Raw genomic sequence first — 25,475 nt, 5'->3', positions numbered from 1 at the left:
GAGCCGTTGTCTGACACGACCACCAGGGCCACGGAACGCGCGGAGCCGGAGCCGCTGCGGCCGGGCGGACGAGGGGGCGGCAGTCCGCTCCTGCGCAACGCCTACGCGCTGATGCTCAACACCGGTGTCTCCGGGCTGCTCGGTCTGGGGTTCTGGCTGGTCGCGGCCCATTACTACACGGAGTCCGCGGTCGGCCAGGGCTCGGCGGCGATCGCCGCGATGAAGCTGCTGGCGGGGCTGGCGGCGCTGACGCTGACCGGTGCGCTGGCCCGGTTCATCCCGGTCGCGGGACCGGCCACCGGCCGGCTGGTACGGCGTACCTACGCCGCCAGTTCGGTCGTCGTGGCGCTCGCCGCGACCCTCTTCCTCCTCACCCTCGACCACTGGGGCCCCTCCTACCGCTTTCTGCACGGCACCCTCAACGGCCTCGGCTTCCTGCTGGCCGTGGTCGCCTGGTCGCTGCTCACCCTCCAGGACGGCGTGCTGACCGGTCTCCGCAGCGCCCTGTGGGTCCCCGTCGGCAACCTCGCCTTCTCCACGGTGAAACTGGGCCTGCTCGTGGTCCTCGCCGCCGCGGTCCCCACCGCCGGGGTCTTCGTCTCCTGGGTCGCGGCGATCGCGGTGTCGGTGCTCCCCCTGGGCCTGCTGGTGTTCCGGCGCCTGATCCCCCGCCATGTCCGCACCACCCGGCACACCGCCCGCCCGCCGTCCCTCCGCGACATGGGCCGCTTCCTGGCCGGCGACTCCACCGGTTCGCTGTTCTCCCTCGCCGTGGTCCATCTCGTCCCCGTGCTCATCGCCTCGCAGGTCAGCGCCGCGGACAATGCGTACTTCTACATCGCCACCACCATCGGCGGGACGGTCAATCTGCTCGCCCTCAACATGGGTTCGTCGCTGACCGTCGAGGGCGCGCACGACCCGGCACAGCTGGCCCGGCACACCCGGGCCGCGCTGCGGCGGATGGCCCGGATCATGCTCCCGGTCTGCCTCACCCTGTTCGTCGGCGCGCCGTACCTCCTGGGGGTCTTCGGCGCCGGGTACGCCCAGGCGGCGACGCCGCTGCTGCGCTGGTTCGCGGTGGGCGCCGCGCTGCGGGTCGTGATGGAGGTGCACTTCGCGGTGCTGCGCGCCCAGAGCCGTACGTCCGGACTGGCCGCCCTCCAGGGCCTGTTGTGCGTACTGGTGCTCGGTCTGACGCTGGTACTGCTGCCGCGGATGGGCCTCACCGGCGCCGGCGTCGCCGAGATCGCCAGCCTGGCGGTCATCGTCGCCCTCGCGGGCGGACGGCTGCGCAAGGTACTGCGCGGCGAGGCGGCCCGGCGCCGGGCCGACGGCCTGCCGCCCGACGGCGACCTGTCGGACCTGGCCGTCCACGGGGACCCGGCGCGGCGGACCACGCCCTCCCACGGCACAACGGCGGGACAACGCCGCGGTACCACCGCACATGTGGGCGCCTGGATCCTGCTCGCCACCGCCCTGGCCCTCTTCTGGTTCCCCCTGCGGCACCTCGGCGACGCCGACCTGGACCGGATGACCGGACTGGGCCTGATCTCGGTGCTCCCTGCCGCCACCCTCGCCGGCGTGGTGCTGCTGGTCGCCGCGTTCGTCCGGGCGCTCTCCCTGCCCGTCCCACGGCGGGCCCTGCTCACCGCCGTACTGCTGCTGACCGTGGTGGCGCTGCACGCGCTCCCCGCCGTACTGGAGACCGAGCCGCGCTTCCCGACCGCCTGGCAGCATCTGGGCTTCCTCGACCACCTCGCCCGCACCGGCGCCGCGGTGCCCGACCTGGACGCGCGCTGGAGCTGGCCGGGCTTCTTCGCCGGGGTGCAGTTCCTCGCCGGGGCGTGTGGCGTCACCGACTTCACCGAGGTACTGCGCTGGTGGCCGCTTGCCGTCCAACTCCTCTACCTCGCCCCGCTGTTCCTTCTGCTGAAGGCGGTACGGGCGGGCTGGCGGGCGAAGTGGTGCGCGGCCTGGCTGTTCGCGCTGTGCGGCTGGGTGGGCCAGGACTACTTCTCCCCGCAGGGGTTCACCTACCTCTTCCACCTCGCCTTCGTGGCGATCCTGCTGGTGTGGTTCCGTGCCCCGCGGCCGCGCGCCGGGAAGCGCCGGCCGGGCGAGACGGAGCCCCACCCTGCGGGCCGCGCCCAGCTGACGGTCCTGCTCGGGGTGCTGATCGCGCTGTTCGCGGCGTCGGTGGCGGGCCATCAGCTCACCCCGTTCGTGATGCTGGGGGTGCTCACCGTCCTGGTGCTCCTGCGCCGCTGCACCCTGCGCGGTCTGCCGCTGCTGCTGGGTGTCCTGGTCACGGCGTGGGTGGGGTTCCTGGCCGAGCCGTACTGGTCGGGCCACTTCGACGAACTGTTCGGCGGGCTGGGCGGCGTCGGCGGCAATGTCTCCTCCTCGGTGACCGACCGGATCGGCGGCGACCCCACCCACAAGCTGGTGCTGTACACCCGGGTGGCGCTGGCCGGCGGCGTCCTGGCGCTCGCCTGCTGGGGAGTGCTGCGCCGCCGCGCGGCCGGCTTCACCGACCGCGCGCTGTGGGCGCTCACTTTCGTCCCCTTCCTCGCCTTCGGAATGCAGTCCTACGGCGGCGAAATGGGGCTGCGGGTCTTCCTGTTCGCGCTGCCCGGGGCCTGTGTGCTGGCCGCGCTGGCGCTGTTCCCGCGCGGTACGGACACCGCCCGGCGCGGGCTCGGGCCGCTCGTGGCGCTGCTGACGGGGCTGCTGCTGGCCTTCGGCTTCCTCGTCGCGCGCTGGGGCAACGAGCCGTTCGAGCGGATCAGGCCCGACGAGGTCGCGGCGATGGAGTACGTCGCCGCGCACGACCGGCCGACGGTGCGGCTGCTGTGGCTGAGCAACGACCCGGTGCGCAGCGTCACCCCGGCGATGCCGTGGGGTGCCAGGGACATGGAGCGGGTGCAGTACGAACCCGTCCTGGCGCCCCGCGACCCGGCCCGGGTCGGCCCCGTTCTGGCCGCCCTCCGGGACGCCGGGCCGCAGTCGTACCTCATCGTCAACCACGGCCAGGCGGAGGCGCTGCGGCTGGACTCCGGCTACCCGAAGGGCTGGGAAGGGCGGCTGCGCTCCGCCCTGGACCGGCGGCCCGAGCTGCGGCGGGTGGTCTCCACGGCGCATGCGGCGGTCTATGAGCTGACGCGGCGGCCGGCGGGCGCGGTACCGCCGCCGCGGCCCGGTCCGCCCGGCCCGAAGGTGACCTGGACCGCGTGGTCGGTGTTCGGTGCGCTGGCGCTGCTCGCGCTGCTGGTGGTGCTGGCGGCCCGCGAGGCGCTGCGGGTCGCCCTCGCGCCCGGGGAGCGCCAACTCCGCTGGCTCCAAGGGCTGTTCTGGTTCGCGGTGCCCCTGCTGCTGGCCTTCCTGACGTCACTGGTACAGCGCTTCTGGACGTTGTCATGAGCCCCGGTCCGGCCATGGCCCACGGGCCCGCGATGCCGCACACCCGCCCCAGGACGGGCCGGGCCGGCGCGCCGTCCAGCGCACCCACCGGCTCAGGAGCGGTCGATCCAGCGCACCGCGTACCCGTCCAGGGCCGTCTTCCTCCCGTCGACCGTCGCCGTGCCGCGCCGGTCCGAGGTGTTCACCAGCAGCGCCGTACGGTCGTCGGCCAGCCCCAGGACCGTACCGCTGCCGGTGTCCAGCCGACGCGGCCGGGCCTGCGGCGGAAAGGCCCGGGAGAACTGCGCCAGCAGCGTCAGCATCGGCAACTCCCGCCCGCCGTCGTCCCGTTCGGTGCTGCTCCACAGACACCCCGGGCAGTCCCCGCCCTCGCTCTCCGGGTTCCAGTAGAACCCGCTGGTGGCGCCGCCCGCCGCCATCTCGATCAGCGCGGTGGCGTGCGCGGCGACGCGTTTGCGTTCGCTCCAGCCGGCCCGCCGGGCGCCGCCTTCGTCCGCGACCTCGACGTACCACTCCGCCCACCACAACGGCAGCCCGGTCTCCTGGCGCAGCCATCGCCCCACGTCGGCGAACTTCCGGGCGGCGGTGAAGAGGCCGGGTGCGTACCGGTCGTCCTTGCTGTAGCTGGAGCCGTCGACGACCACGAAGTCCGCGCCGGCCTTGTGCCGGTTCCAGTACACCAGGGCGTCGCGGGTACGCCGGTCGAGGCTGCCCCAGGGCCCCTTGACACTCGACGCATAGGTGTCATCGCCCGGCACATAGCTGTCCATCACGAGATAGGGGCCGCCCACCTGATTGCGGGCGTTCACCTTCTTCAGCTCGCGGTGGACCAGGTTGTACATGCGGGTGTAGCCCTCGTGGTTCCAGCGTCCCTTCCGGTCGTCGAAGAAGCCCTTGAATTCGTTCCAGACGACGAAGTGGCGGACGTCCGGATACCGCCGGGCGACCTTTCCGGCGAGCGCCGCGAAATCGGCGTAGTGCTCCGGGCGGGGGGCCTTTTCCAGCGCGCTCCAGTCGGTGCTGCCCGCCCGGCCGCCCTTCATCCAGTCGGGCGCGCAGCACAGGGTCAGTACGGGGGTGCCGCCGGTGCGCCGGATCAGTGCGAGCCGGCGGTCCAGGTCGGCGAAGTCGTAACGTCCCGGGCTCGGTTCGGGGTTGTCCGCGCCCCAGCCCATCAGGTGCTGGTTCTGCGGCATCGGATGGCCGGCCAGCAGCCGGGCGGCCCGCTCGGTGGCCGTGTCGCCGCCCCGGTCCGCGCTGAACCGGGTGTGGGTGAATCCCCACCCCACGGCCGGCCCGGTGGGACGCGACGGTGCGGCCCCCTTGGCATCCCGCTCCCGGTCCCGGTCTCCCGGCACGGCGCACATGACCAGGGTGACCAGGGAGAGTGCCAGCGTGATCACCCCGGCCGCGATCACCAAGGCCGTTACCTGACGTTCCCCACCGTGACGTCGCACATAGGGAGATTAGCGGGCCAACCGCCTGGTACACCTGGTTTCCGGATAAACGGTTCCGCCCTGAGCGGAGAAAACACCGGGAAAATCCGTGTACGGCGCGGGGCGCGGTACCGGATCATGGCGGCATGTGTGCCGACCACGTCCAGCCGTCCGCCGCGCAGGATTCCGTTCCGATCCGTCTGACCCTGGACGACAGCGATTCGCCGTCCGATGTCATCGACGCGCTCTTCCTGGGGCGGTTCACCAAGGGCGAGCAGCCGCACTCCCGCAGCCGGTCGGTGGACCGGGTGAAGTCCGGGCGGACCCTGCTGCCGCCGGGCGCGCGGATCCTGCGCTCGGCGAAGGACGAGGACCGCAGCGCCACCCTCGCCGAGGGCGACGGCTACACCCTGCTGGTCTCCCGCTGGAACCGCGGCGCCGATGTGACGGTCACCGCCGTCACCGACGAGCTGGCCGAGAAGGTGCTGGGGCAGGCAGCGGACGGTGCCGAGGACGAGCCGGCCCCGCAGCCGGAGAACGTGCCGATGGGCTTCTGGTACTTCTCCCCGCGCCGTGGACCGCACCGTACGTCCCGGCAGATCTCGGCCGGGACCTGGGAGGAGATCCGGCCCAACTACACCGCGCCGGTCGCCGAGGCGATGGACCGGCTGATGAAGGTCTCGCCCGAGGAGATCGCCGGCCGGCTGCTGTTGCTGCACGGTCCGCCCGGTACGGGCAAGACCTCCGCGCTGCGCACGCTCGCCCGCTCCTGGCGTGACTGGTGCCAGGTGGACTGCGTACTCGACCCGGAGCGGCTGTTCAACGACGTCGGCTATCTGATGGACATCGCCATCGGCGAGGACGACAGCAGCGGCAAGAGCCGCTGGCGGCTGCTGCTCCTGGAGGACTGCGACGAACTGATCCGCGGCGAGGCCAAACACGCCGCGGGCCAGGCGCTGTCCCGGCTGCTCAACCTCACCGACGGACTGCTGGGCCAGGGCCGCAACGTCCTGGTCGGGGTGACCACCAACGAGGATCTGGAGCGGATGCACCCGGCGGTGGTCCGCCCCGGGCGCTGTCTGGCCCGCATCGAGGTGGGCCCGCTCACCCGCACCGAGGCGGTCCGCTGGCTCGGCGCGGACCGCGGTATCGGCCGCGAGGGAGCCTCCCTGGCCGAGCTGTACGCGCTCCGCCGCGGCACGGGCCCCGCGTCGGTCCCGGCCCAGGACGCGGGGGCCGACGCGGGGCTGTACCTGTGACCGGGAGCCGTACGCGATGAGCGGCCGGCCGCCGCTCAGCTCGGGGGCAGTTCGACCGACTGCCCGTGCCGGAAGACGTTCCGCGGGTCCCACTTCTTCTTGACCCGCTGGAGGCGGGGGTAGTTCTCCTTGTAGTAGAGCGCGTGCCAGGGCACCGAGGAGGTGTTGAAGCGGGGGTCACCGAGGTCGATGTCCGGGTAGTTCACATAGCACCCGTCGGTCACCTCGTTGGGCACCGGAACCCCGCCGGTGTCGGCGTACACCTCGCCGTAGCACTCCCTGGCCCAGTTCACGTACCTGGCGTCCTCGGCGGGGTCGTTCCAGAACACCTGCCACTGCATCTTGAACGCCGCCTCGCGGTGCGGGATGGCGGTGGCGGCGGGGTCGACCGCGGCGATCCGGCCGCCGTAGGACGTCATCTGCACCGCGGCATTCGGATTGCTGATGTCGTCGCGGGTGAGGTGCTTGTACAGCGCCTCGATCTGGCCGTCGGGGAAGTTGCCGCGCATGAAGGACGACTTGTACTCGGCGCGCAGCGTCGGGTCGTTGAGCGCACTGTTGGTGGTGCCGATCATCCGGATGGCCTGGAGCCAGGGCAGCTTCCGCGGGGCGGCGAACTGCGGCATGGCGGGAAGGTCTCCCATGTGCCGGGTGAGCGGGCCGTGTTCGACGCTGATTCCGTCGTTGATCCGGCGGAGGTAGTCCGTCAGCATCCGCTCGGCGTGCGGAGCCGAGGCGTCCACCATCGCGAGCATGCCGATCTGGCCCGCGGAGCGGTGGTTCAGCACCATCTGGCTGATCAGCGCGCGGTGCGGGTCGTCGGGTCCGCGGTGGTCGATGTGCCACTGGGCGTAGTTCCGCGCCAGTCGGCCGAACTCCTCCCGGCTCAGCTCGCTCCACGGCCAGCTGACCGCGCTGACCAGCAGTTCGGCCGGCGGCTTGGGCAGCAGCCCGCGCGGGTCCCGGCCCTTCGCCCCCGGTGAACGGAACCAGTAGCGGGTGACGACCCCGAAGTTCCCGCCGCCGCCACCGGTGTGCGCCCACCACAGATCATGGTTCGGGTCGTGTGGGTCCCTGGTGGCGACCACCGGCCTGGCCCGGCCCGAGGCGTCGACCACCACCACCTCCACCGCATAGAGGTGGTCGACGACCAGGCCGTGCTGCCGGCACAACGGCCCCCAGGCGCCACCGCTCACATGCCCGCCCATGGCCACCGAGTAGCAGAACCCGGCGGGGACGACGACGCCCCACTCCGGGTACAGGGTCTGGTACGTCTTGAGGATGGTGGCGCCCGATTCGATCGCGATGGCGTTGCGGACCGGGTCGTAGGAGATCTCGTGCATCCCCGACATGTCCAGGACGATCTGCACGTCCGGGTTGAAGACGAAGTCCTCGTAACAGTGCCCGCTCGACCGGACGCTGAGCCGCTTTCCCTGGTCGACGGCTTCCTGGACGGCGTCCACCACCTGCTTGGCCGAGGTGACGATCCGCACCGCTTCGGGCGCGCCGATGTAGCGCTGGTTGAGCCCGCTGGTCAGGTCGGCGTACTGCTTGTCGGCCGCCGACACCGAGATGATGCCGGAGCGCCGGTGCCTGCCGCCGGCCGTCGCCTCCTCGGCGCCGATGTCCCCCGTTGTCCCATCGGTCATTGCTGGTAACCCTCCCATGGACATGGCTCCCGGGATGGGTTCACCTGGCTCACACGCCCGTGCCGGCACCCTGCGCGCACGACACGCCCGCGGCGGAGCTCTCCCCTCTGCCCGCGCCGCGAAATCCCCCATCTCCGGCGAGACGGCACTCTCCGCCGTGCACGTCACGATAGGGACTGGCCGGAAGGTTCGGGGTATTCATTCGCAGGTTGGTGGCATCGATAGAGATATCGGTATGGAAGGGCGGCACCGGGCCACAACTGGCCCCTGCCTGTTGCTCGTTACGCTTCGAGCCAGATCTCTTCCATCGTGCCGGTGGCGTCTTCGGTGTGCTGCACGCGGAAGACGGACACGGTGCGGCCGGTGCGGTTGAGCGGTGCGACCTTCTTGAGGGCGAGGTCGCACAGGCCGTCCCAGGAGAAGCCGTTGACGGGGTCGTCCATCTCGACGCCCGCTTCGGCCAGTTCGGGCGCGGTGATACCGAAGGCGTCGGCCACATCGGCCGGGGATCCCGCGAAGTCCCAGTCGTCCTCTCCGTGCCAGCCGGCGGCGAACAGGCGTGTCCCGCCCGGGTGGATGATCTTCCAGGCGCCGTACGTCATATTGTAGTCGATGGTGCACGAGGCGATGATCACGGCTTCGGGGAAGCGCTCGGCGAGGGATTCCGCCTCTTCCTCGACCGGGTAGATGCCGTTGCAGTGCACGAGGCCGGGGTCTCCCGCCCGAAGTCAGGGGCAGGAGGGCGGTGGGCGTTCGGGGCGGCGACCCGGGCAGCCGGGGCGGCCGGGGCGGCCCGGGCTGCCTACGGTGTCTGCCGGATCTCGAAGCCCCGCAGCCCTTCCGGCTCCTCCTCCCGCACCGACACCGCCTCGACACGCGCCATCGGCGGCCCGGCGTGCGCCCACTCCACCACCCGCTGCACCGCCGCGGGCTCCCCCTCCAGCACCGCCTCCACCGTGCCGTCCGGCAGGTTGCGCACCCAGCCGGCCACCCCGTGCTCGCCCGCCGTGCGCCGGCAGGTGTCGCGGAAGAAGACGCCGTGCACGTCTCCGGAGACCACCACCCGTCTGCGGATCATCCACACCTCACCTCGTTCGCTCGCCCCGGCGGTACCAGCGCAGATATATCCCCGCCCCGCGCTCCGCCGGCGGAGCCACGCCCGTACCGCGCAGGGCTCACCGGGCGGCCGGCGTACGGGTCACCGAGCGCCCGGCTGCCGAGGCGGCGCGGGCGAAGCGGACGGCGTCGAGCACCGCCGCCCCGCCCGGATCGTTGTTGAAGTACGTGTAGACATCGGCCCGCTCGGGCCAGGTGTCGGCGATCCGCCGCGCCCAGGTGGTCAGCGCCTGGCCGCCGTAGCGCGGCCAGGGTTCCGCGCGGCCCTCGTGGAAGCGCAGATACCCCCAGTCGGCGGTCCGCCAGAGGGGCGTCACCGGCCGGGACCCCCGGTCCGCCCAGCACAGCGCTGCCCCGTGCCGCTCCAGCAGCGCACGGATCTCCGGCTGCCACCACGAGTCGTGGCGCGGCTCGACGGCCACCCGCGTACCGGCCGGGAAGCAGCCGAGGCAGGTGTCCAGCAGGTCGGCGTCGGCCCGGAGGGTGGGCGGCAGCTGGAGCAGTACGGGCCCGAGCCGGGGGCCGAGCGCCGCCGCATGCGACATCAGCCGCTCGACCGGCTCCTGCGGCTCGCGCAGCCGCTTGATGTGCGTCAGATAGCGGCTGGCCTTGACGGCCATCACGAACCCGTCAGGGGTCCGGTCCCGCCAGTCCGCGAAGGTCTTCTCCTCGGGCAGCCGGTAGAAGGCGGCATTGCTCTCGACGGTGGCGAACTGCTGCGCGTACTCCTCCAGCCACAGCCGCTGCGGCCGGTCCCGCGGGTAGAGGACATCGCGCCAGTCCTTGTACTGCCAGCCGGAGGTTCCTACCAGGACGGTCATGCCCCGATCCCTTCCCGCGCCCCGGCGCTCCCTATCAGCTACCACGTGTACGGGCGGCTCGGCGACGGCACCACCACCAACCGCACCACCCCCCGGGGAGTTGATCCCGCCAACCGGGCACGACGGCCGGACAACGGCCGCGAGCAGTACCGTGTTCGGTTGAGCAGGGACCTGTGACGACAGAGGTGACGTCCGCACGTGCACGACAAGAGGGCCTGGGACGACCCGGCGACACGCCAGGCATGGCGCCGTACCGCGATGTTCCGGTGCGCTGCCCTGCTGGGCTGGCTACTGGCCTTTCCGGCATGGCTGTTCGCCGTCGTCATGACCCCGGCCTGGCTGCTGGTGCTGTGGCTGCCGGTGCTGTTCGTCGGTATCTGGTGCGCCCTGCTCGCGGTGGTGGCAGCCGTCTCCTTGGTAGGAACGCGGCGAGTGCTGCGCGTCTACCCGTGGCAGGTGGGCATCGCTGAGGTCAGGTCGAGGAAGAGTGGAGGTACGCAGTTCGTCATGCCGGACCCGGAGCGGCCGGAGAAGTCCGTGAGCCTCGGCTTTGGCGGCATGATCGGAACAGGGCAGCACTTCTGGGTGCGCACCGTGAAGTCCGGCCAGGTCACCACGGCCTGGTTCGCCGGCGACCCCCGGTACCTGGGCGTGGTGGCGACTCCCGGGCCGCGGAACCTCCTGCGGGTCGCCCAGCGGGAGGCGACGGACTCACGGATGTCCCCCCGCAAGCGGGGCGTCAGCCCCGAGGCGCGGGCACTGGCACGAGCCGCCGGAGCGCGGGTCGGGGAGGACTGACACGGGCGCGCGGGGCGCGTTCCGGTTTTCGCCTCTGCGACGCCTCCGTGTCGGGTGGCACGCTCGCGCTTCGTCTGTCCTGGTGGGCGACCGACGGCCTTCACCGCCCGTTTCCCCTTGATAGCAAATTCGCAGCAAACGTGCATTCCTCACGGGTTCTTCGTGACAGTCATGACTGTTTTCACCTCCCGGCGCCGTGGCAGCGTGATTCCTGTCACCAGCCGAGGGAGAGCGATGAACAAGGGTTACGCCGTCTTCTGCGACGCCGACCGGCAGTTCTACGACGCTCCCCACCGGCTGCCGGCGAGCGGGACGGGCCGTGGCGCTCTCTTCGCCGCGCTGAGGCGGGAGTTGCCGGAGGGCTGGCAGCGGCACCGGTCCGGCGACTGGCTGGCGTTCCGGCCGCTGGACCGTGAACTCCCCAGCCAGGGCTGGAAGATTCACATATCGGCCTGTCTGGACAACGCCGAGAAGGTGCTGGAGAAGGTCTGGGACTACTGCGTACCGCGTGCGGTGGCCTTCAAGTGCATGCCGAGCCGCTATCTGCTGCACCTGCGCAACGCCAAGTACGCCGACCGCGGCGCCAGCGGCAAGTTCCTCACCGTCTACCCCGCGGACGAGGAAGCCTGCCGCCGTATCGCCGAGGAGCTGAACGAGCTGCTGGCCGGCGAGCCGGGCCCGTACATCCTGAGCGATCTGCGCTGGGGCGCCGGTCCGGTGTACGTGCGCTACGGCAGCTTCACCGAGCGGCACTGCTACGACGACAAGGGCGAACTCCGCCCCGCGATCGAGGACGACCGGGGCCGGCTGGTTCCCGACCGCAGGGAGCCCGCGTTCCACGTCCCGGAGTGGGTCACCCTCCCGGAGTTCCTCCAGCCCCATATGGCGGCCCGCTCCGCCACCACCGTCGCCGACCTGCCGTACAAGGTCGAGCAGGCGCTGCACTTCTCCAACGGCGGCGGGGTCTACCTCGCCCGGGATCTGCGCACCGACCGGCAGGTGGTGCTGAAGGAGGCGCGGCCGTACGCCGGTCTGGCCGCGGACGAGGCCGACGCCGTGACCCGCCTGGAGCGCGAACGGGACGCCCTGAAGAGGCTGTCGGGGCTCGGCTGTGCCCCTGAGGTGCTGGACTGGTTCACCCTCGGCGACCACACGTTCCTGGTGCTGGAGTTCATCGAAGGCCGGCCGCTGAACAGCTTCTTCGCCCACCGCCACCCGCTGATCGAGGCCGACCCGAGCCCGCAGCGCCTCGCGGAGTACACCCGGTGGGCGATGCGGGTGCACGCCCTGGTGACAGACGCGGTCACCGCGATCCACTCCCGCGGCGTCGTCTTCAACGACCTGCACCTGTTCAACATCATGATGTCCGAGGACGAATCCTCCGTGGTGCTGCTGGACTTCGAGGCCGCGGCCGTCGACGACGAGTCCAGGCGGCAGGTGATCGCCAACCCGGGCTTCGTCGCCCCCGCGGACCGCCGGGGCTTCGACGTCGACCGCTACGCCCTGGCCTGTCTGCGCCTGGCGCTGTTCCTGCCGCTCACCAGCCTCTTCGCGGTGGACCGCGGCAAGGCCGCCCATCTCGCGCAGATCGCCGCCGCACAGTTTCCGGTGCCCCGCGACTACCTCGACGAAGCGGTGGCGGAGATCCTCCGGGGCCACCGGCCGGCGAGCGCGCCGGTCCCCGCGGGCGGGCACGGGGAGGCGGACTACCTTCCGGTGGCCCTCGGCGACTGGCCGCACAGCCGCGACTCCATGGTCCGGGCCGTGCTCGCCTCGGCCACCCCCGACCGGGAGGACCGCTGCTTCCCCGGTGACATCGCGCAGTTCGCCACGGCCGGCGGTGGCACCTGCTTCGCCTACGGGGCCGCCGGGGTGCTCTACGCCCTCGCGGAGACCGGCGCAGAGCGCTGCCCGGAGGCGGAGGAGTGGCTGCTGCACAGAACGAAGACGCCCGCATCCGGCAGCCCGCTGGGCTTCTACGACGGCCTCTCCGGTGTCGCCTGGGTCCTGGACCGGCTCGGACACCGCGACCGGGCCCTGGACCTCCTCGACACCGTCACCGCCCAGAGCTGGCAGGACATCGCACCGGATCTGCACAGCGGACTGGCCGGCCTCGGCCTGGCCCTCGACTCGCTGGCCGCCGCCACCGGCGAAGGCACCCTCGCGGACGGCGCCCTGCACTGTGCCCAGCTCGTCGCCGACAAGCTCCGGCCCACCGCGCCACCGGCCGAGGGCGCCGCCCGGCCTCGTACCGGACTGCTGCACGGAGACAGCGGAGCGGCACTGCTCTTCCTGCGCCTGTACGAACGCACCGGCGACACCGCCCTGCTCGACCTGGCCGCCGACGCTCTGCGCCGGGACCTGGCCCGCTGTGTACGCGGCGCGGGCGGCGCCCTCCAGGTCAACGAGGGCTGGCGGACCATGCCGTACCTCGGCGCCGGCAGCGTGGGCATCGGGATGGTGCTGGACGACTTCCTCGCCCACCGTCCGGACGCCGAGTTCGAGCAGGCCCGGACGGATATCGTGCAGGCCGCGCAGGCCAGGTTCTATGCCCAGCCCGGCCTGTTCCGCGGTGCAGCGGGCATGGTGCTCCACCTCAGCCGCACCACGGCCGGCGGCCCCGGCACCCACGCCGCCGATCTACGCCGCCAGATCGACTCGCTGGCCTGGGGTGCCGTCCCCTACCAAGGCCATCTCGCCTTCGCCGGAGAGCAGATGATGCGGCTCTCCATGGACCTGAGCACCGGCACCACCGGATGCCTGCTCGCCCTGGGCAGCGCGCTGCACGACGCCCCCGTGCACCTGCCCTTCCTCCCGCCGCCACGGCGGCCCTGAAGCCGGCCCCGTCCGGGGCCGATCGAGAAACACCCCGTCCCCACCAGGAAAGGAACCACGATGACCCTTCTCGACCTGCAGACGATGGAGACCCCCAAGGCCGAGGCCACGGAGGAGCTCCACACCGGCTCCCGCGCGAGCCTGCTGCTCTGCGGCGACAGCAGCCTGAGCGTCACCACCTGTAGCTGACCTCCGCGCCGCGGGGCCTCGGCCCCGTAGTGCGCAGGTCGCGGCGAGCCCCGGGCGGCACCACCGCCCGGGGCCTGCCGCTGCCGCCCCTGTCCGTCCCCTGGAGGCGAGGTCCCCACCCGTATGCCCCGCACACCCGGGCCCTCCTCACCCCCGCAGCCGCCGGCCGGGCGGCGTGAGCCGGACACCGCCGCCCGCTCCGTACTGACCGGACTCCTCCGGCACAGCCCGGCACATACCCTCGCCGTCTGCCTCTTCAGCGTGGCGTCCGCGGGCGCCGCCCTCGCCCTCCCCGCCGTCCTCGGCCGGACCCTCGACCTCGCGCTCGACGGGCGTTCCGGCCTGGAAAGCGCCCTCACCCTCTGCGCCGTCCTGCTGACCGCGGAAGTCCTCCTCGACGCCCTGGTGGCCCTGACCGGCGGCGTCACCACCGCCCGCAGTACGGCCTGGCTGCGACGGCGCGGTATCGACCATCTGCTGGCCCTCGCCCCGCACCGGGTCGCCGACCGCTTCACCCCCGGTGACCTGGTGACCCGCCTCACCGGCAACGCCGCCGACGCCGGGACCGCCCCCACCGCCGCGGCGTCGGGCCTCGCCGCCCTCCTCACGCCCGCCGGAGCCCTGATCGCCCTGGCGCTCACCGACATCTGGCTGGCCGCCGTGTTCCTCGCCGGGCTCCCGCTGCTGACCCGGCTGCTGCGCGCCTTCGCCCGCGGCTCCTCCGACAGCGTCCGGCGCTACCAGCGGGTGCAGGCGGACATCGCCACCCGGCTCGTCGAGGCGCTGGGCGGCGCCCGGACCATCGCCGCCGCGGGCACCGAGGCGCGCGAGCGGGCCAGGGTCCTCGCACCGCTTCCCGAACTGGGCACGCAGGGGCGGCAGATGTGGCAGGTCTACGGACGCGCCGTGGTCAGCAGCAGCATCCTGGTGCCGCTGCTGACCACCGCCGTCCTCGCCGTCGGCGGGCTACGGCTGGCGTACGGCGGTCTGTCCGTCGGCGCACTGCTGGCGGCTTCCCGCTACGCCGCGCTCACCGCCGGCCTGGGCGGGGTGGTCGGCCAGCTCAACGCCCTCGTACGCAGCCGTGCCGCGGCAGGCCGGACCGGCGAACTGCTCGCCCTGCCCAGGGCTGCACGGGGCGTCCGCCCGCTGCCCGCCGACGGTGGGGGCCGGCTCGAACTGCGGGCGGTCACCGTCGTCCGCGGCGGCGTGCCCGCGCTGCACGGCATCGACCTGGTGGTGCCCGAGGGGACGACGGTGGCGGTCGTCGGCCGCTCGGGGGCGGGCAAATCACTGCTCGCCGCGGTCGCGGGGCGGCTGGCCGACCCCGACAGCGGGCAGGTGCTGCTGGACGGCGTTCCGCTCGACGAGGCCGATCCGGCCGAGCTGCGCCGGGAGGTCGGCTACGCCTTCGAACGGCCGGCCCTGTTCGGCGCCACCGTAGGGGCCGCCATCGGCTTCGGCCCCTACGAACCCCCGCGCCACGCGGTCGAGGCCGCCGCCCGCGCGGCCGGTGCGGACGCGTTCGTCCGCCTGCTGCCGGACGGGTACGCCACACCGCTCGCCGGGGCCCCGCTGTCCGGCGGCGAGGTCCAACGCCTCGGCCTGGCACGGGCGTTCGCCCATGCCGGCCGTCTGCTCATCCTCGACGACGCCACGTCCAGCCTGGACAGCGTCACCGAACTCCATGTCCGCAGGGCCCTGGTGCACGAGGTGCGGACCGGCAGCCGGCTGCTGATCGCCCATCGCGTCTCCTCCGCCGCCCGCGCCGATCTGGTCGCGTGGATGGAGCACGGCCGGATCCGCGCCGTCGCCCCGCACGACCGGCTCTGGGCGGACGCCGACTACCGGGCGGTGTTCGCCCACACCGACGACGAGGCCACCCGGACCGTCTCATGACGCCGCCGACCGCACGACTGCTCCCCCCGGCGCTGCGCTTTCTCCGCCGCCGCACCCGCGTACTGCTGCTGCTGGCCGGCTGGTCACTGCTGGAGTCCGCGCACACCTTCCTCGGCGGCTACGGCCTGGCCAAGGCCCTGGACCAGGGCTTCCTGGTGGGCCGTACCGGTGTCGGACTGGGCTGGCTGGCCGTCTCCGCGCTGGCCGTCGTCGTCGGCGGCCTGGCCGGACGGGGGGTGTTCCGCGGGCTGGCCGACCTCGTCGAACCGCTGCGCGACAGCCTGGTGCGCCATGTCGTGTCCGGGTCGCTGACGCAGGCGCTGGCGAAACCGGCCCGCGCGGCGGACAGCGCCGTGGTCTCGCGGCTGACCAACCAGACCGAGACCGCCCGGGACAGCTTCGCCGGACTGGTGCTGGTCGCCCGCTCCTTCGTGTTCACCACTGCCGGAGCGGTGCTCGGACTCCTCTCCCTGGCACCCCAGTTGCTGCTGATCGTGGTGCCGCCGCTCGCCGCCGGACTGCTGCTCTTCGTGGCCACCCTCCGGCCGATGGCGGCCCGTCAGCACGCCTTCCTCCAGGCGGACGAGGCCCTGGCGACACAGTTCGGCACCGTCGCGGAGGGGCTGCGCGACGTGGTGGCCTGCGGCGCGCAGCAGCAGACCGCGGCCCGGGCGTACGGCCTCATCGACGACGAGGCGCGCGCGGCACGCCGACTGGCGGGCTGGGCCGCCGTCCGTGCCCTGGCCCTCGGGGTCGCCGGGCAACTGCCGGTCCTGCTCCTGCTGGTCGCCGCGCCCTGGCTGCTGCGGCAGGGCGTCACCCCCGGTGTCGTGCTGGGCGCCCTGACCTATCTGACCCAGTCCCTGCTGCCCGCGCTGCACACCCTGATGAACGCGCTCGGATCGGCCGGCACCCGGCTGCTGGTGGTCCTGGACCGGCTCACGACCTCGGGGTCGGGCCCGGCCCCGGGGCCGGGCACCGCACCCCCACCGCCTCCTGCCACGACACCGCCCGATGCCGCCCCCCACACCCCGGCGCCGCCCGACGGCCCCCGCATCGAACTGCGCAAGGTCACCTTCGCCTACGGGCCCGGCGCACAGCCCGTGCTCCACGACCTTGACCTGGCCGTAGAACCGGGCGAGCACCTGGTCGTGGTGGGGCCGAGCGGGATCGGAAAGTCGACCCTGACCGCGCTCGTCGCCGGACTGCTCGAACCCGGCCACGGCGAGATCCGGGTCGACGGCCGGCCGGTCCGCGCGCGGCCGTCCGCCGACCCGTCCCTGCGGCGGGTGCTCATCCCGCAACAGGCCTACGTCTTCTCCGGAACCCTGGGCGAGAACCTTCGCTATCTGTGCCCGGACGGCGCGTCCGCGGCCGCCCTCGCTGCCTCGTCGGACGCCGTCGGACTGGACCCGCTGGTGCACCGGCTCGGCGGATTCGACGCCCCGATCGACCCGGCCGCGCTCTCCCAGGGCGAGCGCCAGCTCATCGCCCTGACCCGGGCCCATCTGTCCCCCGCCCCGCTCGTCCTCCTCGACGAGGCGACCTGCCACCTCGACCCGGCGGCGGAGATGCGGGCCGAACGGGCCTTCGCCGAGCGCCCCGGCACCCTGGTCGTGGTGGCCCACCGGATCACCTCCGCCCGCCGCGCCGACCGCATCCTGGTGCTCGACGGCACCCATGCCACCTGCGGCACCCATGACGAGCTGCTCGCCCGCTCGTCCCTCTACCGCGACCTGGCGGGCAGCTGGCAGCCGGAAGCACTGGAGCGGGAGCGGGGTTAGGGCGGGCGTGTCGCAGTGGGCGTGTCTCAGCAGGCTTGTCTCAGCGGGCTTGTCTCAGCGGGCTTGTCTACACCCAGCCCGCTCCCTGCGATATCCGTATGGCGTCCACCCGGTTACGAGCGCCGGTTTTGCGATTGATCGCCGCCATGTAATTGCGCACCGTCCCACTGCTCAGATGCAGTTCACGGGCGATCTCGGGAACGGATGCGCCTCCCGCGGCGAGCGACAGTACGCTCAACTCACGCGGCGTGAGCGGCATGTCGGCGGCCTCCAGAAAATCCGGGCTGAGCGAATGGTCGACATAGCGCTTCCCGGTCGCCACCAGATTTACCGCGTGCCGCAGCCGGGCCGGCGGTGCGTCCTTGTCCACAAAACCCCGCGCCCGGGCGGCGATGGCCCGGCGGAGGATTCCCGGCCGGGCGGCAGTGGCCAGGACCAGCAGCGCGCACCCGGGGCCGCCGGGGGGCTCCGTCGACGCCACCGAACCCGCGGAGTCGCCGTCCACGACGCACACCTGCGGCCGGAAGCCCCGGGCCCGCCCAGGGGCACTCTCCCAGCAGGCGGAGACCGCGTCGATGCCCTCCTCGTCGCGCAACAGCGCGGCGAGCGCCGAGCGCAGCAGCCGCGTTTCGTGCACCACTAAGACCCGGATCACGTTGGCCCTTTCGTTTCTTGCCTCGTCCCTGTCTGCCCCCGTGGCCGGACAGACGCCCGGAAAATCGACCGCGACGTGACGACAGCTACCCCACGAGCCCCTGTCGCAGCGCACGGTTTCAGCCCCGAACGGTGCCCTGCTGAATTGTCACGGCTGTCATTCCCGCCAGATGGAGTTTTGTTGGAGATGACCGGAAACCGTGTCATCGCGCGCGGCCACTGCCTCGTTCATTGCTTGTGAGGGTGGCCGGACTCCACAATTCCGCCCGGCTGCCGGTGACCAGGGGCGCACTCTTCGGGCAGTGCACGGGCGAAGTTTCCCCGGCCGTAAGGTGCTTGTCCACGGACGCGTTGTCGTAGGAACTTGACACACTCAGGAGTAGCTTTCCGGAAGGTATACGGACCGGCCGGCAGAGGATTCCCGCCAACTTTCGCGATGACCGCTTAGCAGGTTGTTTCCTGAGCGCCGTGGAGATCGCGGTGCCCGAGCCCTGCGCCGGCTGCCCCCGCCCCCGCTCCCCCGCAGGGCAGGGACGGCCGGCAAGAGAGACCGTCCCGAAGAGGTCCCTCAGGGCAGCAGCACGTCAAGGAAGGCGTTGGAGAACACACGTGCCGGGTCATAGGAGTTGAGGGTGTCCCGGGCCGTGCGCCAGCCGTCGAAGGCGGCCGGTACGGTGCCGCCCAGTACGGCGGGGTCCTTCCACGGCCCGCTGTCCGTATAGGCCCAGCCCTTGGACCACTCGGGACGCACGGTCGCATACGCACCGGTGTAGGTCCGCCAGATCCACTGCTCCAGCTCACGGAAGAACGGGGCCGCGCCGGGCGTACCGGGATAGGTCGCGAAGTCGAGCCAGACCACGGTGTCCCACTCGGGACGGTCCGGACGGGCCAGGGCCGGCGACAGCAGGGGGCCGTCCAGCGGGTCGGTCCCGGTGATGCGCAGCTCGATCGGGCCGTTGACCGGGTAGGAGCCACGTCCCTGATGAGCCGTCAGCACGCGCTGATAGCAGGAGTGGAAGTCGCTGACCACCCGCTGCACATTCGACCGGGAGGTCAGAACGGCCCACCCCGCCTCGACGATCCGCAGGGTGGTGGGCTCGACGTACAGCAGGGCGTTCTTCGACCAGCCCCATACGTCCCAGGTACCGGTGACGATCAGCCCGGAGCCGACGATGGACATCGCGAGCTTGGTGAAGGCGGGCGTCCTGTCGCCCCCGCCCGCGGCGATCTCCCCGAGCAGCCGCGACATCTCCTCGGTGACCCGGTTGGCGAAGCTGTAGGCGTACGGGGTGTCGATCTGCTTGGCGAACAGCGGCTTGGCGGGGGCCACGCTCCACACCTTCAGCCAGGGCACATCGGTGAACGGGAACCAGATGGCCTCGACGCGCCCGGTGCGGTCCAGGTAGGAGCCGATCGTCCGGCGGCCCGTACCGGGCGGGCCGAACACGGTGGCCACGTTCACGTCGTACCAATTCTGGCACCGCAGCCGGGTGTTGGCCGCCGCGGTCATCGTCACCTCGGTGACAAACGCCCGCCCCAGGTGCACCAGGAAGGCACGGATGTCCGGGTCGGCGCGGGTGAAGGTCTTGAGGACATAGCGGCCCGCCGCCGCGCTCCACACCACGGCGGTGAGGGAGGTGACCAGGGAGCTCAGGGTGCCGAAACCGGACCCGGCGGGCGGCTTTTCGCCGGCGGTGGGCACGCCGGTGCCGTGCCCGCCGATGGCCAGCACCCCGCCGATGGTGAGATCGCCGGGCGCGGTGGTGGCGGCCAGGCCGAGCCCCGACTCCTCCAGACGGGCGAGGATGCTGTCCAGCGTCGCCCCCGCCTGCGCGGTGACGCTCCCGGGGCTGCCTGCGCGCACCCGGACCGCGGTGAGGTGGGAGGCGGTGTCGACGAGGACCGTCCGGGCGGTGTCGGCCCCGGCGGGTAACACCAGCGGCGCCCAGGTGTGGCCCTTGCCCCGGGCCCGTAGCCGGTAGCCGTGCTCATGCGCCCAGTTGGCGAGCGCTACCACGTCATCGGGGGTACGGGCCGAGGCCGTCCAGACGCCCTCGACCACGATCTCCAGCGACCAGTTCCTGAAGGCCTGCTGCGCGAGCGGAATGCCCGCGGGAAAGCCGGGCGGAGGGGGAAGGGTGGCCGCGGCACTGCCGGCGGGGATGCGATGAGCGGGCCGCAGCCCGGCCGCGGCGGTCAGCCCCGCGGCGGCGGCCCCGTTCAGCAGCGTGCGGCGGGTGAGGGGGATTCTTCGAGCGCTGTCGTCGGACATGCCTGTCCTTCCGGCACGCGGCGCGCCGCCCCGTTGCACCGCGCACGGTTCGTAGGAGTGAGACCGTACGAGCGCCCCGGTGCGGTGGGGGTGTGCCGGAAGGGTAAGGTGACGCCCCATCAGTTGCAATGCCCGTGCGGCGCCGGCCATCCACGCCCGGCGCGCCGCACCTGCTCAAGCCCCCGCGGCCCGACGGAGCACACGGCCACGCCCCCGCCCATCGCAACCCACAGGCCAGCTATCACCCCGGGTCAGCGCACCCGTCCCCGCGGTTTCAGCGCCACCGGCGGCAGTTCGGGCGCCGCCAGCCGCTCACCGTCGTAGCCATGAACGGTGCCGAAGCGGGAGCCCGTCATCCAGTCGGCGCGGGCCTCCTCGATGTCCTCCTGCGACCGCCCCACGAAGTTCCACCACATGATGATCCGCTCCTCGAAGGGCTCGCCGCCGAGGAGCATCAGGCTGCTGTCGGAGTGGGCGCGCAGGGGGAGTTCGGTGCGGCCGCAGCCGAGGTAGAGGAGGGCGCCGGGGGCCAGGCGGACGCCGTCGACCTCGGTTTCGCCGGAGATGGTCAGGGCCGCGTACTCGAAGTCGGGGTCGACGGGGAGGCGGGTGTCGGTGTCGGCGGTGAGGGTGAGGTCGGCGCCCATCAGCGGGGAGTAGGTGGTGCCGGGTGAGGTGGCGCCGTCCAGTTCGCCCAGGATGACGGTGGCGGAGAGGCCGCCGCCCCCGGTGATCAGGGGGAGGTCGCTGTGGTGCTCGAAGTGCGCGGCGGTGTCGCGGTGTTCGGCGGGGAGCGCGACCCAGAGCTGGGCACCGTGCAGCAGCGGGCCATGGCCGTACGGGGACTCCTCCGAGTGGGCGATGGCCCGGCCCGAGGTCATCAGGCCCAGTTCCCGTGGCCGTACGGTCTGCAGGCTGCCGAGGCTGTCGCGGTGCAGTACTTCGCCCTCGTGCAGCCAGCTGACGGTCTGCAGGCCCATGTGCGGATGCGGCGGCACCTGCATGCCCGGCTCGCCGGCGATGTCGTCGGGGCCGTAGTGGTCGATGAAGCACCAGGCGCCGACCATCCGGCGGCCGAGGTTGGGCAGCAGTCTGCGGACGACGGTGCTCTCGCCGAGCGGCACCTGTTTGCCGGGCTGGACGTCGCGGACCGGGCCCGTACGGGCGGTGCCGCCGCACAGGCTGGGCGTGGGTCTGAGGTCGAGGTTGCTCATGGCGTCACGATAGGCACGGCCGGCGGACCAGCAGGGGCAGGCGCACGAGGTGGCGTGCGGGTGCGGGCCCCGTCATGCATACAGCTCGCGCAGTCGTACGGACAGACAGGTGACACAGCCCTCCAGCTTCTCGAACTCGCTGATGTCCACGACGAACGGCTCATAGCCGAGGTCGGCGAAGAGCTCGGCGCTCCTGGGCGCACCGGCGGCCATCAGCAGTCTGCCGCCGCCCAGAAGGACGACATGCGCGCCGGACTCCTCGGGGACGGGGAGGAAGCGGGGGAAGACGGACGGGTCGTCGACCAGGGGCGGGTAGCCGATGACGGTGCCGTCCGGGAGTGCGGTCACCGCGGACTTGAGGTGCAGTACGCGGGTCACCGGGACCGCCACCACACGGGCGCCCAACGGTTCGAAGGCGGAACGGAGTTGGCGTACCCCGTCGGCGTTGGTGCGGCCGCCGCGGCCGACGTAGACGGTGTCGCCGACCTTGAGGATGTCGCCGCCGTCCAGCGTGCCGGGCGGCCGGATCTCGTTGACGGAGCAGCCGAGCGCCTCGACGGCCGCCCGGGCGTCCGGCACCTCGGGGCGGCGCTGGTCGGCGCCGGGCCGGGCGAGCAGGGCGACATTGCGGAACATGACCATGGTGTCCTCGACGAAGACCGCGTCGGGGCAGTCGTCGGCAGGGGCGACCTCGGTGATCTGCCAGCCGTGGTCGCGCAACGTGGCCACATAGGCCTCCCATTGGCGCAGCGCGAGCGCGGGGTCGACCGGGCGCCGGTCGATATGGGTGACCAGGCCCTCGGCGAGGCGGGGGCCGGGACGGCGGACGAGTGCCTGTTTGCCGGTCATCTGCTGGGGCTCCTTTCAGATCCGGCTGGGTCCTGGGGCTCAGGAGCCCCCTGGGATCCTTTCAGGTGACGACGCCGCCCGTCCCGTGCTTCCCGTCCCGGCCTTTCTGTCCCGGCCTTCCCGTCTCGGGCTTCCCGTCCCGGCCTTTCCGTCCCGGCCTTTCCGTCTCCGTACGCCCCGGATCGCCTGCGCCTCAGGCGTCGGCGCCGTACGTCGCGCGCAGGGCGTTCTCGACGGCGGCGAGGGCGGCGCGGTGGTCCAGGCCGAGCCGCTGGGCGCGTCGGGCGTAGTTCTCGGCGGCCGCGGCGGCTTCCTTGTCCGCGGCGTCACCGGCCGCCGCGATGAAGCTGCCGTTGCGGCCGCGGGTCTCGATCACGCCGTCGGTCTCCAGTGCGCGGTAGGCCTTGGCGACGGTGTTGGCGGCCAGGCCGAGCTCTTCGGCGAGACCGCGGACGGTGGGAAGTTTGTAGCCGACCGGCAGACCGCCGCTCCTGGCCTGGTCCGCGATCTGGGTGCGTACCTGCTCGAACGGTGCGGCGGCGGAGGCCGGATCGATGGTGAGGGTGAGGGTCGAGGCCTGCGGGGACACGGGGCGCTCCTGGTGCTGGTGGCGGGGCGGGCGGGCGCGGGACCCGCGCTCCCGGGAAGCCCGGGGAGGCGTGGTGGGCCGTACCCGTCGGTGCGCATGTTTGTCGCATCCATTGTGCGGCAGGAGCGCTGGCCGGGCCGGGAGGCGCCGATATCTCTTCCGATCTCGTCCTGATCTCTTCCTGTTCTCTTCCTGCGGACGGCTCCACGGGGCAATGGCTTGGGCCTCTGCCCGGCTCCGAGTGGGTGGCGCAGTGGCGCCCGTCAGTCATGAGCCCCCGCCGCACACCGGTACGGAAAAGCCAGAAGCCCCCGGCATATCGCGGCTCAACCGCCGGAAAAGGAGCGGCAAAGCGGCGCCTCGGCGCGTACCGTCCGCAGCCATGACGCATACCGTGCGCGACTTCCGCCCCGCCGATGCCAAGGCCGTCGCCGAGCTGCGGCGGGCCGCCGTACCGTATCTGATCGCCACCCCGCAGAGCATCGCCTGGGGGGTCTCCTCCGCCTCCCCCGCGCAGTGTCTGCGGGTCTTCGTCGCCGAGCGGGACGGCAGGATCGTCGGGACGGTCCGCGCCGCCCTGCTGCACGACAGCAGCGTCCCGGCGCAGGCCGCGGCCACCCCGCACGTCCACCCCGACCACCGCCGGCGGGGCATCGGGCAGGCCCTGCTCGCCTCGGCCGAGGAGCACCTTGCGGAGGCCGGCGCCACCCATCTCTTCGGCTGGGCCGTCGACGAACCCGGCGCGCACTCCTTCGCCGAGCGCCGGGGCTATCGCCGCACCCGCCCGGCCCACTACCTCCGCCTCGATCTGGCCGCGGCCGCACTGCCGCCGCTGCCCTCCGCCCTGCCGGCCGGCGTCCGGCTGCTCACCGGCGCGGACCTGGAGGCAGATCCGCGACGGCTGTACGCGGCGGACGCCGAGGCTGGCGCCGACGAACCGGGCGATGTCGCGGCCGACGCCATGACCTATGAGGACTGGCTGCTGCGCACCTGGGAACACCCCCTGCTCGACCTGGACCTCACCTCGGTGGTGACCGTCGACGGTGCGGTCGCCGCCTTCAGTCTGGCCGCAACCGACGGACTGGGCCGCTACTCCTCCGCCATGACCGGCACCCGCCGCGCCTTCCGCGGCCGGGGCCTGGCCCGGCTGGCCAAGACGGCCTCTCTGCACCGTGCCCGCGACGCCGGCTGCACCGAGGCTTTTACCGGAAACGACGCCGCCAACGCCCCGATGCTCGCGATCAACCGGGCCTTCGGCTACCGGCCGTTCGCCGGGGAGTGGCGGTACGTACGGGAGCTGGGGCGGGGCTGAGGACCGGCTGGTCACGGGGCGTCCAGGGCGATCGCACGGTCCGGGGCCGAGGGGTCGTGGGCGACGGCGTCGCCGGGCCGGTGCCAGTGGAGCAGGAAGCGGTGCCCGGCACGCAGGCCCTCCAGGCCGGCCCGGCAGTACGCGACCATGTCGTCCGGCAGAGCCTCCAGCCGGTGCCACACCAGCTCGGCGCACTTGTCCGGCTCGCGGTTCGACGGCTCGCCGCCCGCGCCGTACGCGGCCTCGAAGAACCAGCCGATCCGTGGCTGCGCCGGGGGCGGGGCGCGGTGCTGCATGACGAGCACGACCCGCAGGTCCTCGGGCGCCAGCCGCAGCCCGAGCTCCTCCGCGGCCTCCCGGATCATGGCCTCCCGGACGTCCTCACCGTCCTCGGCATGGCCCGAAGGGGCGTGCAGCAAGCCGTCCGCATAGCCGGTGTTGGCCCGGCGGGCGAGCAGCACCTCCTCGCCGCGGCGCAGTACCAGGTGGACGTCGACCACTTCGGTGTGCCGCCGAGGGAGGCCGGCCCCTCCGGTGTCCCGGGGCGGGAGGCCGGCCCCTTCAGGGTGCCGCGGCGGGACGTGGGCGATGAGCGCGTACCGCTCGTCGGTCACCTCCTTGCCCCACAGTGCCGGGTCGCGGGAGAGGTCTTCCAGGACGCTGTGCGCGGCCAACGGGCGGACGAGAGCGGAGAGTTCGGTGGCGGCCAGGCCGGCCGGATCGACCTCGCCCCAGCGGCCCTCCACCAGGACCAGCCGTCCCCCGGGAACGAGCAGAGCGGCCCAACGGCGCAGCGCGGCCGCCGGATCGGGCAGCGCCCACAGCACATGGCGCACCAGGACGACATCGAACCGCCGCTCCCCCACGGGCGGTTCGGCGGCGTCACCGACCAGGAAGGCGGTCTCCCGGCCCGCCGTCTTGGCACGCGCCCGCTCGGTCATCCGCGGCGAACGGTCGATGCCCAGCACCCGATGCCCCTGCTCGGCGGCGAGCAGCGCCAGGCTCCCCGTGCCGCAGCCCAGATCGAGGATGTCGGCGGGCCCGGACGGCAGCCAGCCACGCAACCGGGCGGCCCAGGCGGCGCGGACGGCGGGATCGCGCAGCCCGTGGTCGGGCTCGTCGTCGAAGGTCTCGGCCGCCGCGTCCCAGTAAGCGGCATCGTTGGCCGGAAGCGGCGGTCCGGCCGGGCCGGCGGGGCGGTCGGCGCCCTCGCCGAGGAGCCGGCCGATGGTCTGCGGCGGCGGATCGCTGGATGCGTTGCTGGTCATACCCCGATGGTGCCAGCGCCCACTGACAACGACCGTGACCAGGGACGACGGCCCCCAACCGGTCGGCCGGCGGCGGGCGTTCGCCGCCGCTCCCGGCACAATGCCCGCTTT

The 25,475-nt window shown here is 72.7% G+C and carries 19 protein-coding genes; 8 read left to right on the top strand and 11 right to left on the bottom strand.

Annotated elements, in window-relative coordinates; translation table 11 throughout:
* Positions 1–6 precede the first annotated feature (6 nt).
* Positions 7–3,420, top strand: a complete 3,414-nt coding sequence (locus tag ACZ55A_RS24830; RefSeq protein WP_468843972.1) for a lipopolysaccharide biosynthesis protein — start codon at positions 7–9, stop codon at positions 3,418–3,420.
* A 92-nt stretch (positions 3,421–3,512) separates the two neighbouring features.
* On the opposite strand, the gene ACZ55A_RS24825 is transcribed toward ACZ55A_RS24830, so the two are convergent.
* Positions 3,513–4,877, bottom strand: coding sequence for a xylan 1,4-beta-xylosidase (locus ACZ55A_RS24825; protein WP_468843970.1), 1,365 nt, complete (start codon positions 4,875–4,877; stop codon positions 3,513–3,515).
* Between the two features lie 125 nt (positions 4,878–5,002).
* Here ACZ55A_RS24825 and ACZ55A_RS24820 point away from each other — a divergent pair, with 125 nt between their 5' ends.
* Positions 5,003–6,115, top strand: coding sequence for a DUF5925 domain-containing protein (locus ACZ55A_RS24820; protein ID WP_468843968.1), 1,113 nt, complete (start codon positions 5,003–5,005; stop codon positions 6,113–6,115).
* Between the two features lie 35 nt (positions 6,116–6,150).
* Here the strand turns inward: ACZ55A_RS24820 and ACZ55A_RS24815 are convergent, their stop codons facing one another.
* The 4 genes from ACZ55A_RS24815 to ACZ55A_RS24800 all read right to left on the bottom strand — a co-directional run bounded on the left by ACZ55A_RS24815 (position 6,151) and on the right by ACZ55A_RS24800 (position 9,701).
* Entirely contained in the window at positions 6,151–7,764 is a 1,614-nt protein-coding gene (locus ACZ55A_RS24815) for an FAD-binding oxidoreductase (protein WP_468843966.1), read from the bottom strand.
* Between the two features lie 281 nt (positions 7,765–8,045).
* Positions 8,046–8,468: a DUF6333 family protein gene (locus ACZ55A_RS24810; RefSeq protein ID WP_468843964.1), complete on the bottom strand. Its 423-nt coding sequence runs from the start codon at positions 8,466–8,468 to the stop codon at positions 8,046–8,048.
* Positions 8,469–8,566: 98 nt separating this feature from the next.
* Entirely contained in the window at positions 8,567–8,842 is a 276-nt protein-coding gene (locus tag ACZ55A_RS24805) for an acylphosphatase (protein ID WP_468843961.1), read from the bottom strand.
* A gap of 97 nt (positions 8,843–8,939) precedes the next feature.
* Positions 8,940–9,701 carry a DUF72 domain-containing protein gene (locus tag ACZ55A_RS24800; protein WP_468843959.1) on the bottom strand — a complete coding sequence of 254 codons (762 nt, stop codon included), beginning with the start codon at positions 9,699–9,701 and terminating at the stop codon, positions 8,940–8,942.
* Positions 9,702–9,899: 198 nt separating this feature from the next.
* On the opposite strand from ACZ55A_RS24800, the gene ACZ55A_RS24795 reads away from it, so the two are divergent.
* The 5 genes from ACZ55A_RS24795 to ACZ55A_RS24775 all read left to right on the top strand — a co-directional run bounded on the left by ACZ55A_RS24795 (position 9,900) and on the right by ACZ55A_RS24775 (position 17,206).
* Positions 9,900–10,499 (top strand): hypothetical protein, encoded by a 600-nt coding sequence (locus ACZ55A_RS24795; protein WP_468843957.1) that lies wholly within the window; start codon positions 9,900–9,902, stop codon positions 10,497–10,499.
* A gap of 234 nt (positions 10,500–10,733) precedes the next feature.
* Positions 10,734–13,334 (top strand): class III lanthionine synthetase LanKC, encoded by a 2,601-nt coding sequence (lanKC, locus tag ACZ55A_RS24790; protein ID WP_468843954.1) that lies wholly within the window; start codon positions 10,734–10,736, stop codon positions 13,332–13,334.
* A gap of 60 nt (positions 13,335–13,394) precedes the next feature.
* On the top strand, positions 13,395–13,523 hold the full coding sequence (locus tag ACZ55A_RS24785; RefSeq protein WP_468843951.1) for a SapB/AmfS family lanthipeptide: 129 nt from the start codon (positions 13,395–13,397) through the stop codon (positions 13,521–13,523).
* Positions 13,524–13,646: 123 nt separating this feature from the next.
* Complete coding sequence (locus ACZ55A_RS24780) at positions 13,647–15,422, top strand: ABC transporter ATP-binding protein (protein WP_468843949.1); 1,776 nt, start codon at positions 13,647–13,649, stop codon at positions 15,420–15,422.
* Entirely contained in the window at positions 15,419–17,206 is a 1,788-nt protein-coding gene (locus tag ACZ55A_RS24775; RefSeq protein ID WP_468843947.1) for an ATP-binding cassette domain-containing protein, read from the top strand. The genes ACZ55A_RS24780 and ACZ55A_RS24775 overlap by 4 nt, the downstream gene beginning before the upstream one ends.
* Positions 17,207–17,273: 67 nt before the next feature.
* On the opposite strand, the gene ACZ55A_RS24770 is transcribed toward ACZ55A_RS24775, so the two are convergent.
* The 5 genes from ACZ55A_RS24770 to ACZ55A_RS24750 form a co-directional block, all read right to left on the bottom strand.
* Positions 17,274–17,861, bottom strand: a complete 588-nt coding sequence (locus ACZ55A_RS24770; RefSeq protein WP_468843944.1) for a response regulator transcription factor — start codon at positions 17,859–17,861, stop codon at positions 17,274–17,276.
* A 567-nt stretch (positions 17,862–18,428) separates the two neighbouring features.
* Positions 18,429–20,132, bottom strand: coding sequence for a cholesterol oxidase substrate-binding domain-containing protein (locus ACZ55A_RS24765; protein WP_468843942.1), 1,704 nt, complete (start codon positions 20,130–20,132; stop codon positions 18,429–18,431).
* 251 nt (positions 20,133–20,383) lie between these two features.
* Complete coding sequence (locus ACZ55A_RS24760; protein WP_468843940.1) at positions 20,384–21,346, bottom strand: pirin family protein; 963 nt, start codon at positions 21,344–21,346, stop codon at positions 20,384–20,386.
* A 72-nt stretch (positions 21,347–21,418) separates the two neighbouring features.
* The gene (ddaH, locus tag ACZ55A_RS24755; RefSeq protein WP_468843938.1) at positions 21,419–22,195 is read right to left on the bottom strand and encodes a dimethylargininase; all 777 of its coding nucleotides are present in this window, start codon (positions 22,193–22,195) and stop codon (positions 21,419–21,421) included.
* Positions 22,196–22,388: 193 nt separating this feature from the next.
* Positions 22,389–22,784 (bottom strand): GntR family transcriptional regulator, encoded by a 396-nt coding sequence (locus ACZ55A_RS24750; protein ID WP_468843936.1) that lies wholly within the window; start codon positions 22,782–22,784, stop codon positions 22,389–22,391.
* Between the two features lie 382 nt (positions 22,785–23,166).
* Between ACZ55A_RS24750 and ACZ55A_RS24745 the strand changes: the two genes are divergently transcribed.
* Complete coding sequence (locus ACZ55A_RS24745) at positions 23,167–24,096, top strand: GNAT family N-acetyltransferase (protein WP_468843934.1); 930 nt, start codon at positions 23,167–23,169, stop codon at positions 24,094–24,096.
* A gap of 11 nt (positions 24,097–24,107) precedes the next feature.
* On the opposite strand, the gene ACZ55A_RS24740 is transcribed toward ACZ55A_RS24745, so the two are convergent.
* On the bottom strand, positions 24,108–25,364 hold the full coding sequence (locus ACZ55A_RS24740; protein WP_468843932.1) for a methyltransferase domain-containing protein: 1,257 nt from the start codon (positions 25,362–25,364) through the stop codon (positions 24,108–24,110).
* Between the last annotated feature and the right edge of the window lie 111 nt (positions 25,365–25,475).

It is taken from the genome of Streptomyces sp. NPDC034111, from assembly GCF_055575375.1.
The sequence above is the reverse complement of the archived record's forward strand: the minus strand, read 5'-3'. Positions and strand labels throughout refer to the sequence as shown.

Coding starts and splice junctions, on each gene's coding strand:
- ACZ55A_RS24820 (WP_468843968.1), top strand. CDS start 5,003: ATGTGTGCCGACCACGTCCAGCCGTCCGCCGCGCAGGATTCCGTTCCG.
- ACZ55A_RS24815 (WP_468843966.1), bottom strand. CDS start 7,764: ATGACCGATGGGACAACGGGGGACATCGGCGCCGAGGAGGCGACGGCC.
- ACZ55A_RS24805 (WP_468843961.1), bottom strand. CDS start 8,842: ATGATCCGCAGACGGGTGGTGGTCTCCGGAGACGTGCACGGCGTCTTC.
- ACZ55A_RS24800 (WP_468843959.1), bottom strand. CDS start 9,701: ATGACCGTCCTGGTAGGAACCTCCGGCTGGCAGTACAAGGACTGGCGC.
- lanKC (WP_468843954.1), top strand. CDS start 10,734: ATGAACAAGGGTTACGCCGTCTTCTGCGACGCCGACCGGCAGTTCTAC.
- ACZ55A_RS24785 (WP_468843951.1), top strand. CDS start 13,395: ATGACCCTTCTCGACCTGCAGACGATGGAGACCCCCAAGGCCGAGGCC.
- ACZ55A_RS24780 (WP_468843949.1), top strand. CDS start 13,647: ATGCCCCGCACACCCGGGCCCTCCTCACCCCCGCAGCCGCCGGCCGGG.
- ACZ55A_RS24775 (WP_468843947.1), top strand. CDS start 15,419: ATGACGCCGCCGACCGCACGACTGCTCCCCCCGGCGCTGCGCTTTCTC.
- ACZ55A_RS24765 (WP_468843942.1), bottom strand. CDS start 20,132: ATGTCCGACGACAGCGCTCGAAGAATCCCCCTCACCCGCCGCACGCTG.
- ACZ55A_RS24760 (WP_468843940.1), bottom strand. CDS start 21,346: ATGAGCAACCTCGACCTCAGACCCACGCCCAGCCTGTGCGGCGGCACC.
- ddaH (WP_468843938.1), bottom strand. CDS start 22,195: ATGACCGGCAAACAGGCACTCGTCCGCCGTCCCGGCCCCCGCCTCGCC.
- ACZ55A_RS24745 (WP_468843934.1), top strand. CDS start 23,167: ATGACGCATACCGTGCGCGACTTCCGCCCCGCCGATGCCAAGGCCGTC.
- ACZ55A_RS24740 (WP_468843932.1), bottom strand. CDS start 25,364: ATGACCAGCAACGCATCCAGCGATCCGCCGCCGCAGACCATCGGCCGG.